Annotated in this window: 10 protein-coding genes; 3 read left to right on the top strand and 7 right to left on the bottom strand. The window is 64.6% G+C overall.

Features of this window, described 5'->3' with window-relative positions; translation table 11 throughout:
- The first annotated feature begins 3 nt into the window (after positions 1–3).
- From DW352_RS15510 to DW352_RS15500, 3 genes are all read left to right on the top strand, one after another.
- Entirely contained in the window at positions 4–2,340 is a 2,337-nt protein-coding gene (locus tag DW352_RS15510) for a xanthine dehydrogenase family protein molybdopterin-binding subunit (protein WP_115692183.1), read from the top strand.
- A gap of 287 nt (positions 2,341–2,627) precedes the next feature.
- Positions 2,628–3,152 (top strand): CAP domain-containing protein, encoded by a 525-nt coding sequence (locus DW352_RS15505; RefSeq protein WP_115692182.1) that lies wholly within the window; start codon positions 2,628–2,630, stop codon positions 3,150–3,152.
- A 150-nt stretch (positions 3,153–3,302) separates the two neighbouring features.
- A complete protein-coding gene (locus DW352_RS15500) occupies positions 3,303–4,919 on the top strand; it encodes an acyl-CoA synthetase (RefSeq protein WP_115692181.1) in 1,617 nt (538 codons plus the stop codon).
- Between the two features lie 25 nt (positions 4,920–4,944).
- Here the strand turns inward: DW352_RS15500 and DW352_RS15495 are convergent, their stop codons facing one another.
- From DW352_RS15495 to DW352_RS15465, 7 genes are all read right to left on the bottom strand, one after another.
- Positions 4,945–6,378, bottom strand: coding sequence for a lipopolysaccharide biosynthesis protein (locus DW352_RS15495; protein ID WP_115692180.1), 1,434 nt, complete (start codon positions 6,376–6,378; stop codon positions 4,945–4,947).
- A gap of 91 nt (positions 6,379–6,469) precedes the next feature.
- Positions 6,470–7,342: a dihydrodipicolinate synthase family protein gene (locus tag DW352_RS15490; protein WP_115692179.1), complete on the bottom strand. Its 873-nt coding sequence runs from the start codon at positions 7,340–7,342 to the stop codon at positions 6,470–6,472.
- Positions 7,343–7,509: 167 nt separating this feature from the next.
- Positions 7,510–8,565 (bottom strand): ABC transporter ATP-binding protein, encoded by a 1,056-nt coding sequence (locus DW352_RS15485; RefSeq protein WP_115694433.1) that lies wholly within the window; start codon positions 8,563–8,565, stop codon positions 7,510–7,512.
- Complete coding sequence (locus tag DW352_RS15480; protein WP_210209842.1) at positions 8,558–10,228, bottom strand: ABC transporter permease; 1,671 nt, start codon at positions 10,226–10,228, stop codon at positions 8,558–8,560. The genes DW352_RS15485 and DW352_RS15480 overlap by 8 nt, the downstream gene beginning before the upstream one ends.
- 210 nt (positions 10,229–10,438) lie before the next feature.
- On the bottom strand, positions 10,439–11,533 hold the full coding sequence (locus DW352_RS15475; RefSeq protein WP_115692177.1) for an ABC transporter substrate-binding protein: 1,095 nt from the start codon (positions 11,531–11,533) through the stop codon (positions 10,439–10,441).
- A 125-nt stretch (positions 11,534–11,658) separates the two neighbouring features.
- Positions 11,659–12,207: a DUF924 family protein gene (locus DW352_RS15470; RefSeq protein ID WP_115692176.1), complete on the bottom strand. Its 549-nt coding sequence runs from the start codon at positions 12,205–12,207 to the stop codon at positions 11,659–11,661.
- Positions 12,204–13,889 carry a long-chain-fatty-acid--CoA ligase gene (locus tag DW352_RS15465; RefSeq protein WP_115692175.1) on the bottom strand — a complete coding sequence of 562 codons (1,686 nt, stop codon included), beginning with the start codon at positions 13,887–13,889 and terminating at the stop codon, positions 12,204–12,206. Before DW352_RS15465 ends, DW352_RS15470 begins: the two co-directional genes overlap by 4 nt.
- Positions 13,890–13,931: the final 42 nt, after the last annotated feature.

Genomic DNA, 13,931 nt, shown 5'->3' with positions numbered 1-13,931 from the left:
TGCATGTCCGCATCCTCAGCCGCCCTCTCGACCCCTCATGCCGACTGGCACGGCCGCGTCGAAGATAATGCCCTGCTGCGCGGCGCCGGCCGCTTCGGCGACGATCTCAAGCCGGAAGGTGCGCTCGCGGCGTTCTTCGTGCGCTCGCCGCATGCGCACGCCAAGATCGCGCGCGTCGACGTCGCGGCAGCGAAAGCGGCGCCCGGCGTTGTAGCGGTCATCACCGGCGCCGATCTCGAGGCGGAGCATTTCCACTCCATCTCACATGCGCATCCCATTCCCGGGCGCGGTGGCAAGACGCCGTACTCGCCGGATCGCCCCTCGCTTGCCCAAGACCGCGTGATGCATGTCGGCGAACCGGTGGCGATGGTCATCGCCAAGACCGCGGCACAGGCGCAGGACGCCGCTGAGAAGGTCGAGGTCGAGTACGAGATGCTGCGGCCCGTGACCGATGTGCGCGAGGCGGTGAAGCCCGGCGCCCCTCAGCTCTGGCCGGAAGCGCCCGGCAATGTCGGATTCGACTGGACCGCACCGCAGGATCCCGATGGCAAGAAGAACGCGGCGCTGGAGAAGGCCTTCGCGGAAGCGGCGCATGTGGTGAAGGTCGAGCTGGTCAATCAGCGCCTGGTGGTGGCGTCGCTCGAGCCGCGCGCCGCGACGGCGAGCTACGACCTCGACAACAATCGCTACGAGCTGCGCTGCGGCAACCAAGGTTTTGCCGGCTTGCGTGCCCAGATTTGCGAGGCGATGAGCATCAAGCCGGACGAACTGCACGTCGTCGCGGAGGATGTCGGCGGCGCTTTTGGCATGAAGGGCTGGCTCTATCCCGAATACGTGCCGATGCTCTACGCCTCGCGCAAGCTCAAGAAGCCGGTGCACTGGGTGTCCACCCGCTCCGAGGCGTTCCTTACCGACAACCAGGGCCGCGATTCGGTCTATACTGTCGAACTGGCGTTGTCGAAGCGCGGCAAGTTCCTGGGATTACGCGTCGACGTCGCCGGCAATATGGGCGCCTATTTCACCGGCGTCGCCCATTTCGTGGTGACCTTGCATATCTCCGGTTGCCTGCCGACGGTCTATGACATTCCGCATGCGCAATTGAACGCGCGCTGCGTCTTCACCAACACGCTGCCGACGGGGCCGTATCGCGGCGCTGGCCGTCCCGAAGCCAGCTATCTTTTGGAACGCGTCATTGAGGCCGCCGCGGTGCAGACGGGTATCGACCCGGCCGAGCTGCGCCGGCGCAACCTGATCCAGCCCGCGCAGATGCCGTATACGACTGCCTTCGGGAGCACCTACGACAGCGGTGACTTTCCGGCGGTCTTGGAGCGTGCGCTCGCGCGGGCCGACTATGCCGGTTTTGCCGCGCGCAAGAAGGCCGCGAAGAAGCAGGGCAAGCTGCGGGGCATCGGTCTCGGCTGCTATCTCGAAATCGCCGGCGCGTGGCCCGAGGAGAGCGCACGCATCAGCTTCGGCGACGGCGGTCGTGTCGATGTGTCGATCGGATCTGGCGCGAGCGGGCAGGGGCATCGCACCGTATTCGGCAACGTCGTCGCGCGGCGACTCGGCGTGCCTTTCGACAATATCCGGCTGCTGTCCGGCGACTCGGCGCGCGATGTGCCGGGCTTCGGCGCGGTGGCATCGCGCTCAGCGATGATGTGCGGCGGCGCCATCGCGCGCACGACCGATCTTGTGCTGGAGAAGGGCAAGCGTGTCGCGGCGATGCTGCTGCAGGCCGAGGAGAACGAAGTTGCTTACAAGGACGGCAAGTTCGCGGTGAAGAACCGTGAGGTGAGCCTGTTCGAGGTGGCGGAGCGCGCGTCGGAATTGGCGCGTCAGGGCGTCATCCCCGAGAGCCTCGACACGACCGGCAGCATCAAGGTGCCGCCGTCGTTCCCCAACGGCTGCCACGTTGCCGAGGTCGAGATCGATACCGAGACCGGCGCGCTCGCGATCGTCAACTATGTCGCGGTCGGCGACTGCGGCAACGTGCTCGACGAAACCATCGTCGAAGGCCAGGTGCATGGTGGCGTCGCGCAAGGGCTCGGCCAGGCGCTCACCGAGAACACGGTCTATGACGACAGCGGCCAGCTCGTCTCGGCGTCGTTCATGGATTACGGCATGCCGCGCGCCGACACCATGCCGGCAGTCGCGGTCGAACACTTTGCCATCGCCTGCAAGACCAATCCGCTCGGCACCAAGGGCACGGGCGAAGCCGGCACTACCGCGGCGCCGCCGGCGCTGATGAATGCCATCCTAAACGCTCTGCCGGAGGGGGCGAACCTCGACATGCCGGCGACGTCGGATCGCGTGTGGAAGGCGCTGCAGGCGACGAAGTAGGGGCTTGCTCTCTTACCCCGGCGCGCTCCGTCTGCTGAATACTTGCCGGGAGCGGCGCGCGTGGCGCCGGGGAGTTATGCCGCGGGGGGCGTCCTGCATCGGCGCCTCCTCGGTCGACAACGCATCGTTCTTATTTGTCAGCCGGTGTCAGAAGAGGGGAACGGCGTGCGTCGGCGGTGAGCCGTCCAAAGGCCGGGTCGTGCGGCGCAAATAGCGGTTTCTTCACCACCGTTCGGCCATGGTCGTGCGCCTTTGTACCGCCCTCGACCCTGGGGAGTTTTCAGCCGATGAAGCTTGCTCGTTTGTTCCTGGCCTTTGCGGTGCTGGGCGGTCTTGCCGCCTGCGCCGGCAATGACAATTACGCGCCGAAGGCCGAGCCGAGCTTCTATCGGAACCTGGCGCAGCCAGGCGCGCAGCTCGACGACGCGGCCGCTGCCTCGATGATCTCTGGCTACCGCGCCAACAATAGTCTTCCGGCCGTGACGCTCGATCCCGAACTCACCCGCCTGGCGCAGGCCCAGGCCGAGGTCATGGCCAAGCGTGACAAGCTCGACCATGCCGCCGGCAAGCCGTTCAATGTGCGGCTCAAGGCATCGGGATACGACGCCAAGACCGCGGCGGAGAACATCAGCGCCGGTTATCATACCTTGGCGGAAGCGTTCTCCGGCTGGCGCGATTCACCGCCGCACCGCGCCAACATGCTGCTCAAGGGCGCGACCCGCATGGGCATCGCCGCGGTCTACACGCCGGGATCGAAATACAAGGTCTATTGGGCGCTGATCCTGGCCGAGCCGGACGATAAGAAGAACTGACGGCGGGCCAGCGCCCCGCGAAAGCAGGGCCTGATGCACCGCAGCCTATCGATAGGTCACGGCGTACTGGACCCCGGCTCGCTTTCGCTCGCTGGGTCGGGATGACAGCTGTGTCTTGCAGCCGAGCGTGCCCCTCTCTAGCCTCTTCCCATGCTGGGATCTGCCGAAGACTTCGACACGCTCACGCGTGAGTTCCGCTGGAAAATCCCCGGGCGCTACAACATCGGCGTCGATGTCTGCGATCGCTGGGCGGCGGCCGATCCCGGGCGTCTCGCCATTCTTCATGTGAAGGCCGACGGCAGCGTCGAAGAGGTCAGCTTTGGCCGGCTGCGCGATACGGCGAACCGTTTGGCCAATGTGTTGCGCGCGCACGGTATCGCACGCGGCGACCGCGTAGCTATTATGCTGCCGCAGGCGCCCGAAGTCGCTGCCGCCCATGTCGCGATCTACAAGCTGGGTGCGATCGCCCTGCCGATCGCCATCCTGTTCGGTCCCGACGCGTTGAGCTATCGCCTGCAGAACGCCGGCGCCAAGGCGCTCATCACCAATGCGCAAGGGCTCGCGAAGCTCGCCGACGTGCGCCACGAAGTGCCGGGCGTGACCTGCGTGCTGTCGGTCGACGGCGCCGGGGATGGCGCGTTCGACGTCCGCGCTTTGGCGGCGAAGGCTTCGTCCGATTTCACCGCTGTCGACACGTCGGCCGACGACCCGGCGCTGATGATCTACACCTCCGGCACGACGGGTCAGCCGAAAGGCGCGCTGCACGCACACCGGGTCTTGCTCGGCCATCTGCCCGGCGCCGAGCTGCCTTATTATCCGTTTCCGCAAACCGGCGATCGCTTCTGGACGCCGGCGGACTGGGCCTGGGCCGGCGGTCTGCTCGATGTGTTGCTGCCGTGTCTGCATCACGGCGTGCCGGTCGTCGCGCGCGCCGGGGAAAAGTTCGATCCCGAACAGGCCTTCGCGCTGATGGCGGGGTTGGAGGTGCGTACGGCCTTCATCCCGCCGACGGCGCTGCGCATGATGCGCGCGGCGGCGAACCCGCGCGGCCGCTTCGATCTCAAGCTGCGCGCCGTAGGCTCGGGCGGCGAGTCGCTCGGCATCGAGGCGCTGGAATGGGGACGCGAGGCTTTCGGCGTCACCATCAACGAGTTCTATGGTCAGACCGAATGCAATCTCGTGATCGGCAGCTGTGCGCAACTCGGCGCCCTCAAGGTCGGCACGATGGGCAAGGCGGTGCCGGGTCATAGCGTGGCGGTCATCGATCGCGACGGCCACGAGGTCAAGCGCGGCGAGATCGGCCAGATCGCGGTGAAGTGGCCGGACCCGGTGATGTTCCTGCAATACTGGGGACGGCCGGAGGCGACGCGCGACAAGTTCATCGGCGACTGGATGACCACGGGCGATCAGGGTGTGATGGATGAGGAGGCCTACATCAACTTCGTCGGCCGCGACGACGATGTGATCACGTCATCCGGCTTCCGCATCGGTCCCGGCGAAATCGAGGATTGTCTCATCCGTCATCCCGCGGTGGCGCTCGCCGCAGCAGTCGGCAAGCCCGATCTGGTGCGCACCGAGATCGTGAAGGCTTTCGTCGTGCTTAAACCTGGTCACGCGCCGTCCGCCGCGCTCGCGGCCGAAATCCAGAGCTTCGTGCGCACGCGCCTGTCGGCGCACGAATATCCGCGCGAGGTGGCCTTCATCGAGCAGATGCCAATGACGACCACGGGCAAGGTGATCAGAAGGATGTTGCGGGATAAGGCTTAGCGCTCAGTCTCCTCGCTCCGGATGGTCAGGGGGACCGCTTGGAGGAGCCCACAATAAAGACGTGGAAGCCGAGGCGCCGTTTGGCCGTGACGTAAAGCATGATCGACTCGACGACTAGCGCGGTCGAAGTCGAAATCGCGGCGCCTTCGATACCGAGGCGTGGGATCAGCACGAGGCACAGCGCCAGATTGATCGCGAAGGCGAGGGCGTAGATCGAGGCGCATTGCTTGCGGTCGCCGAGCATGTTGAGCAGCCGCTCGGCCGGGCCGACGGCGGCGCGCGCCAGCATGCCGACGGCGAGAATGAACATCACGACATAGCCTTCGCCGAAATTCGGGCCGAACAGACCGAGCAGCGGATAGCCGAAGGCGAGGATCACCGCGCAGATGGCGAGCGAGGGCCAGAAGGTCCAGCGCGTCGTCTCCTTGAAGAAGGTCGCGAGGCGCTCTTTGTCGCCGGCGACGTAGTATTGAGTGAACTTGTGCGTGGTGGCGCCGGCGATAGCGAAATAGACGAAAGCGACAATGGCGAGCAGCCGCGCGCCGGCATAGTACACGGCGACATCCTGGGGCGAGCGCATCTGCTCGAGCATCAGGATGTCGACGTAGGTCAGCAGCAGGTAGAAGCCTTCGACGACGAAGATCGGCAGCGAGGTGGCCAGCCAGGTCTTCGGTTCGTAGGTCTTTGGTCCCGGCTCGACTTTGCGCTTGAGGCGGCGCTCGAGCATCACCAGTTGCCCGAGGGTGACGAGCCACGTGGTGGCGACGGCGACGATCATCGCCGTCACCGCGTCCGTCGGCGCGCCGAACAACCAGGCCGCGCCCATCGCGACGGTGATGGCGAGTTGGCGCCAGATGTAGAACGGCATCAGCGCCAGGTTCGGCCAGTCGTAGGACTGCGCAATGCCGGCTTGCGTCTGCACCAGGCCGTAGATCGGGATGGTGAGGCACGCGAGGTAGAGCGGGATGACGGTGTAGTGGTTGATGACGTCCTGCAGCAGCCAAACGCCGACCGCGCCGACCGCGCCGATTGCGCTGGCGATGCCGAACGCCAGCCAGCGCGAGCCGGCGATGAAGCCGCGCAGGTGATCGAACGCCTTCAATTCGGTGTATTCGGGAATGAAGCGCCGCGCGGCGGACGACAGGCCCATGTCCGAGAGCGCGCCGATCATCAGCACCCAGGTCCAGACATAGATGTAGATGCCGAACTCGTACGCGCCCATGAAGCGCGCAAGCAGGACCTGCGACACGAGCGCCAGCAGCGCGCTCGCAACGCGCACGAGGAACACCTTGCCGGCGACGAGTTGCGCCAGCCGGCTTTCGCTCTTGTCGGCGAGGATGGCCCTCACGCGCGCGATCAGTCGCGCCGCGGACGAAACGGGCGAGGGGCTGTCGGTGTCGCCGCGCGCAGGTTCATCCGGCGCGGGCGGCAGCCGGGATGCGTAGGACGGCGGGGCCATGGAGCTCAATTAGCAAGGAACCGTTAAGAATCGGTTGGGCGGCTGTCTCGTTTTGGGATGCTTTTCCCTCTCCTCGCAATGCGGGGAGAGGTTAAGGAAGCGATGCGAGGATTCCCTTCACCACCTTCCGCTGCTCGACGGTGAGCGGCGTCTGCGGCGGCACCGGGTCGCCGACGGGGTAGCCCTGGATTGCTAAGCCCGCTTTGATGCAGGCAGCAAGATTGAATCGGGCAAAGGCCTCGTTGATGCGCCACAATGCGTGCTGCAGCGCCATGGCCTCCGACCATTTCTGGGCGCGACAGAGTTCGTAAAGCGTCACACTCTGGCGCGGTACGATGCAGGCCGGCCCCGCCATCCAGCCGACACCGCCGATCAGCATCACGGCGGCTGGAATGTGTGCCGAAGCTGAAAACACCTTCATGCTTGGCGCGCGGTTCAAGATCGACAGCAGGCGGCCGGTATTGGTCGAGGCATCCTTGATGTAGCGGATACGCGGGTGCTCTGAGAGCCGGGCGATCACATCGAGTGTCAAATCGCTGCGCTGGAAGTTCGGGTTAGTATAGAGCACCACCGGAATATCGACCGCATCGGCGATGGCGCGGAAATAAGCCTCGACCTGCGCGTCCTTGAGCGGGAAGTAGGCCTCGCAGATGGCGAGAATGCCGTCTGCGCCCAATGCCTGATAGCGCTTCGCTTGCGCCACCGCGTCGGCCGTCGAGGTGGAGGCAACGCCTGCCACCACGGGCACCCGCTTGTTCACCGCTTCGATGGTTGCTTCCACCACCGCTGCGCGCTGTTCCGCGTTGAGATAAGCGAACTCGCCGGTCGAGCCGAGCGGCGTCAGGCCGTGCACGCCCGCCTTGATCAGATCGTCGGATAGCTTGCCGAGCACATCGGTGAGTATCCGCCCCTCGCCGTCGATCGGCGACACGAGATAGGGAAAGACGCCGTGGAAGTCGGGCATAAGACGGTACTCCAACCTCTCTCCGTCACCCTGAGGTGCGAGCGACCGCGGGTTGCGAGCCTCGAAGGGCGACGGCCGAGGCGCTGCTGCGGGTATGGGCACCCGGGCCGTTCATCCCTCGAGCCTCGCGTGCTTCGCACGCTCGCACCTCAGGATGACGGGTCAAATCAAAACACCCACAACGCCTCGGGCGGAAACTCCACGTAATGCTCGCCGGGCTCGAGTGGCGCGGTGGCATAGGCGCGTACGGTCAGATCGTCGCGCGAAAACACCAGCTCCCAGCGCTCGCCGAGATACATCGGCGCTTTCAGATCCATCTTCAGCCGGTTCGGGCCGGGCCCGCTGGCGCAACGCACGCGCTCCAGGCGAATGATGCCGGTGGCCTTGGCGCCGCTCGCTGCTTTCGTCCGCGCCATGCCGGTGATGCGTTCGCCGAACACGTCCATGGTTGCCCGATCGCCGGATACTTCGAGCAACGTACCTGCGAGCTTGTTGTTGCTACCCATGAACTCGGCCGCGAACAATGTCGCCGGCTCGTTGTAGAGCGCCGTCGGCGGTCCCTCTTGTGCGATCACGCCGGCCTCCAGCAGCACGATGCGGTCGGCGATCGCCATGGCCTCAACCTGATCATGCGTTACATGGATGGCCGAAAGGCCGAGCGTTACGATCAGGGTGCGCAGCCAAGCGCGAGCCTCCTCGCGCAGTTTGGCGTCGAGGTTCGACAGAGGTTCATCGAGCAGGATCAATGGCGGCTGATAGACCAGCGCGCGCGCGATGGCGACGCGCTGCTGCTGGCCGCCGGAGAGTTGGTGCGGATAGCGCGCGCCGAGATGGCCAAGGCCAATCTGCGACAAGGTGGTGTCGACGCGGCTTTTGATCTCGGCCGCGGCCGTGCCCCGCAGCTTGAGCCCGTAGGCGACGTTGTCGAACACCGTGCGGTGCGGCCACAATGCGTAGGACTGGAACACGAGGCCGAGTCCACGCTGTTCTGCGGGCAGATCGATCTTGCGCGCGGCATCGAAGAAGGCGCGTTCGCCGATGCCGATCGAGCCGGCATGCGGCACTTCGAGGCCCGCGATGGCCCGGAGCAGCGTTGTCTTACCGGAGCCGGACGGTCCGAGCAGCGCCACCACCTGGCCGGCCGGCACTTTAAGCGACACGCCTTTGAGGATCTCGTTGTCGCCGAGCCTGAGGCGCAGGTCGTTGACGATAAGCTCAGCCATGCAGGCGTACTCCAAGCCGGACGGCGACGGCGAGGCCGACACCGATCATCAGGACGTTTACCACGGAAAGCGCGGAGACGAGATCGACGGCGCCGGTGCCCCACAGCGACACCAACAGCGAGCCGATCACCTCGGTGCCGGGGCCAAGCAGGTAGATGCCGGTCGAATATTCGCGCACGAAGATGAGGAAGATCAGCAGCCAGCTCGCGAGGATGCCGTAGCGGACGAGCGGCACGGTGACGTCGCGCTTGGCGCGGAGGTCGGAGGCGCCGGAAACGCGCGCGGCTTCTTCGAGCTCGGGGCCGACCTGCAGCAGCGTCCCGGAGACGAGCCGCATGCCATAGGCCAGCCAGACGATCGAATAAGCGAGCCAGATCGACACCATCGTCGACTTCAACGGCGACAGGAACGGCACGAACAGGAACACCCAGAGCAGCGCGAGACCGGCGACGAGGCCCGGCATCGCGCGGGGCACCATCACCAGATAGTCGACGACGCGCGTCCAGCCGGAGGTCCAGCGATGTACGGCGAGCGCGATCAGCGTGTAGCAGGCCACGGCTGCCGCGCCGCCGATGATGCCGATGCCGAGCGTATTGAGAATGCCGCGGATGACGTTCGGGTAGTCGCTGAGCTCGCGGTAGTGGTCGAGCGTGAGCACGTCGAGCAGTTTGACGCCTTCGCCCCAGGTGGTGACGAAGGAGCGCAAGGTGATGCCGAACAGCGGCACCGCGACCGTGACGAACAGCCAGAGCAGGATCGCGCCGAAGGCGACCCAGCGCCAGCCATGCAGGCGCAAGGGCTGGGTCTTGAGGCCCTTGCCACGCACCGAGACGTAACGTTGCGCCTGACGCAGCAAGAGCCGCTGCATGAACACGAGCGGCGCGGTCACGGCGATGATCACCACCACGACCACCGCCATGAGTTGATACGATGGGATGCCGAGCTTGTTGGTCAGCTTGTACAGATACGTCGACAGGACGAGCACGTCCTGTGGATCGCCGAGCACCAACGGCAGGCCGAACAGTTCAAAGCCGAGGAAGAACACGAGCACGCCGGCGAACAGGATCGCCGGCATGATCATCGGCAGGCTGACATTGACAGCGACCCGGAACGGATTGGCGCCGGCAATACGGGCGGCCTCCTCGAGATCGCTGCCGAGCCCGCGTAGCGCCGCGGCGCTGTAGAGATAGACGTGCGGCACGTGGGTCAGGCCGGCGATCACGATCAGCGCTGGAATCGAATAGAGATTCCACGGCACGAAGCCGAGGACGTCTTTCGCCAGAGTCGAGAAGATGCCGACCGGGCCGATGGCGACGACGTAGCCGAAAGCGATCACCACGGCGGAGACGAAGATCGGCACGAGAATCAACGGCTCGAGCCAGTTACGCCCAGGGACGTCGGTCCGCACCATCAGGAAGGCGAGCAGGGCCCCTAATGGCACGGCGATGATGGCCATGCCGGCGGCGACGATGATCGTGGTCCAGAACGCTTGGGAAAAATCGGGGTCTTCGAAGACGAAGGAGTACGCGAGCAGACCGAACTTTGCCGAGGGATCGAAGAACGGCGCTGTCAAAAAGCTCTGGTAGATGACGAGCGACAGCGGCGCCACCACGCAAATGGCGGTGACGCCAAGGACGATGAGGCGGTAGAGGGAAGTACCCATGAAGTCGTCTAGCCCCGGCTTCTCTCCGTCATCCTGAGGTGCGAGCGATGCGAGCCTCGAAGGATGCGCGGCCACCGCAAGTCGGCCCTGGCCGACATGCGTCGGTTGAACGGCCGATGTCGGATAAATCCGGCATCGGTTGGCCGTCGCCCTTCGAGGGCCGCGCTACGCGCGACCACCTCAGGGTGACGGGTCTGATGTCGGGAAAACTCACTGCCCCTTCTTCGCCTGCTGCCACTTCGAGAGAAAGGCCAGGCGCTTGGTCTGGTCGAGGTTGTCGAGCAAGGTTTGGTCGATCGGCACCGGGCGTGCCTTGTCGCCGATGCGCTGCGTCACGCCCTTGAGCGTCGCCTCGCCGTCGACGTCGGCGCGCAGCGAGTAGAGATCGGCCTGGTTGGCGATGATCTCCTGGCCGCGCTTCGACAGCACGTAGTCGAGGAACAGCTTCGCCGCGTTCGGATGCCGCGCCTGCTTGGAGATGAAGGCGACGCGCGAGGTCACCATCGTGTAGTCCTTCGGCAGCACGATGCCGATGTTCGGGTCCTTCTTCGAGCGCGACAGCGCATAAGAGCCGAAGATGCCATAAGCGATCAGGTGTTCGCCCGAGGCAACGCGCTCCATCATGGCGCCGGCCGAGGTGTAGAGCTTGGCCTGCGCCTTGCCCATGGCCTTGAACAGATCCCACGCAGTGGGGAAGAACTTGATATCCTCGTTGCAGAAGAGATAGCCGACGCCAGAACGTTCTGGATCGTAGGCCGTGATCTTGCCTTTATAGAAGTCGGGCTTGGCGGTGAGCAGCTTCAAGAGCTCGGTGTGGTCCTTCGGCACGTCGGCCTCGGGCACCAGGCGCTTGTTGTATACGAAGGCGATCGGCTCATAGGTCGTACCGTAGGCCTGATCCTTCCACGACGCCCATTTCGGCAGCGCGGCGAGCTCCGGCGAGGCATAGGTCAGCGCGTGGCCGTCATTGACCAGCTTGACCTGGAGGTCCATGGCCGACGACCAGATCACATCGCCGGTGCCGTTGTTGGCCGCGGCCTCGGCGATGTAGCGGTTGTAAAGCTCGGTCGAGTTGAGGTCCGAATACTCGACCTTTACGCCCGGGTAGAGCTGCTCGAAATCCTTTACCAAGGCATTGGCGGAGGCGGCGTCGGTCGTCGAATAGACGATGACCTTGCCCTCCTTTTTTGCCGCGTCGACTGTCTTGGCGTAGTCTGCCGGATAGCCTTGCGGTGTTTGTGCGTGGGCGATGCCTGCAAAGGCAAACGCGGCGCTGACAAGTGCAGCGGATAGGATGTTTCGCATAGTCCTCCCCAAGTGTTACCGGCGCGGCCGTTTTCTCTGGGCCTGCCCGAGCGGCCATTGAGCCCGATGCTACCCCAGCCGTTCGGGCCGCGCCTAGGCGTCAGTTCATATTCGTTAGTTGGGGGTCAGCCGGCGAAGCCGCCGCTCTCGAGGAAGGCCTGCTCCTCGGGCGTGCTGGCGCGGCCAAGAAGCACGTTGCGGTGCGGAAAGCGTCCAAAGCGGCGAATGATGTCGGCGTGCAGCTCGGCCCATTTGAGGTTGTCGGCATCGCCGGCAGCTTTGTAAAGCGCGATACAGCGCTCCTGATCGGCCAGGTCCTCGGAGTGCTCGAAGGGCAGGTAGAAGAACGTCCGCATGTCGGCCGGTACGTGCGAGTCGAACCCGCGTACCAGCGCACCGGCGGCGATGGTACGGGCCAGCGGATCGGTGGCGAACGCGCGCGAGCTGTCTCTGAACATGTTGCGGGGAAACTGATCGAGCAGGATCAGCAAGGCCAGTGCACCTTCCGCGGTCGTTTCCCATGCCGTCACTTGACCAGCCGCGGCGGCTTCGTGCGCCGTCAGGAAGCGCTGCCTTATTTCCGCGTCGAAGTCGGCGTTCTTGTTGAACCAGCGGTCCCGGCCGGCCTCGCGCCAGAAGGTGACGATATCCGCCGCTGAGAATTCTGCCGTCATGCCGCACCACGGGTTTCGTCACGCAGGGCGCGACGCAGGATCTTGCCGACATTCGTCTTCGGCAGTTCGGTACGGAATTCGATTTGACGCGGCACCTTGTAACTCGCAAGTCGCGCTTTGAGGAAATCGTGCAATTGCTCGCTAGTGAGCGATGAGTCTTTCTTCACGGCGTAAAGCTTCGGCGTTTCGCCGGAATGTTCATCGGGAACGCCGATCACGGCGCATTCGATCAATCCACCCTGACTCATGGCCACATCTTCGACCTCGTTCGGGAAGACCTTGAAGCCCGATACTGAGATCATATCCTTCTTGCGGTCGACGATGCGTACGCGGCCCATCTCGTCCATGACGCCAATGTCGCCGGTGTGAAAGAATCCATCGGGCGTCATCGCCAGCGCGGTCTCGTCCGGCCGGCGCCAGTAACCGGCCATCACTTGCGGACCTCGGGCGCAGATCTCGCCTTGCTCGCCGATCGGGAGGGTCCGGCCATGGTCGTCGCGGATAACGATCTCGGTCGATGGAAAAGGAAATCCGATGGTGCCGGTCCATTCGGGGATGTCACCGCGATTGCAGGTTAGCACCGGCGAAGTCTCCGAGAGGCCGTATCCTTCGATGATCGGCTTGCCGGTCGCCTTGAACCATGCATCGGCGACGGTCTTTTGCACCGCCATGCCGCCACCGACGGCGCATTTCAGCATGCTCCAATCGATTTTGCCGAAGTTGGGATGGTGCAACAACGCGTTGTAGAGCGTGTTCACCGCCGGGAAGCAGTTCACTTTGTACTTCGAAAGCTCCTTGATCAGCCCGGGAATGTCGCGGGGATTGGGGATGAGCAGGCACGTGCCACCGGTGCTCACGCTCCAGAGGAAGCACGCTGTGAGTGCGAAGATGTGATAGAGCGGCAAGGCCGCGACGATGAACAGCCGATCGACGGGCGGCGGCATCTCCAGGAGCGGTTGCTGCCACGCTTGGACCTGCACCACGTTGGCGGCCAGATTGCGATGCAACAGCATCGCGCCTTTGGGTACGCCGGTGGTGCCGCCGGTGTATTGCAGGAAGGCAATGTCGTCCGGTCCAATCGTCGGTCGCATCAGGGTCATCGCACGGCCTGCGGCGATGACGTCGTTGAAGTGGACCGCGCCGGGAATATCGTAGGCTGGCACCATCTTCTTCACGTGGCGCACGATGGCGTTGACGATGAAGCCCTTGGTCGCGCCCAGCATGTCGCCCATGCTCGCGACGATCACGTGTTTGATGGCCGTTTTCGGCAGTGCTTCCTGCAACACCGACGCGAAGTTCTCCAGGACGACAATCGCTTCGGCGCCGCTGTCGCTGAGCTGCAGCTCGAGCTCGCGTGGTTTATAGAGCGGATTGACGTTCACCACGGTGTAGCCGGCGCGCAGGACAGCGATGATCGCCACCGGATACTGCAACACGTTCGGCATCATCAGCGCGATGCGGCTGCCGCGCGGTAGGCCGCGGCTCTGCAGCCAAGCGCCGAATGCCTGCGACGCCGCGTCGACCTCGGCATAGGTCACCGCTTTGCCCATGCAGATCAGGGCCGGCCGATCGCCATTGGCCCTGAAGCTCTCTTCGAACATCGCCACCAGGGAGGGATAGCGCGATGGGTCGATGTCCGCCGGCACGCCCGGCGGGTAGTGTCGCAGCCAGATCCGTTCCATGGCGTATCCCCTAGCCGCCGGCCATTAAAGTTGCGTGACCGG

The organism is Pseudolabrys taiwanensis, from assembly GCF_003367395.1.
Lineage (GTDB): Bacteria > Pseudomonadota > Alphaproteobacteria > Rhizobiales > Xanthobacteraceae > Pseudolabrys > Pseudolabrys taiwanensis.
This window is presented reverse-complemented; position numbering and strand designations above follow the sequence as displayed.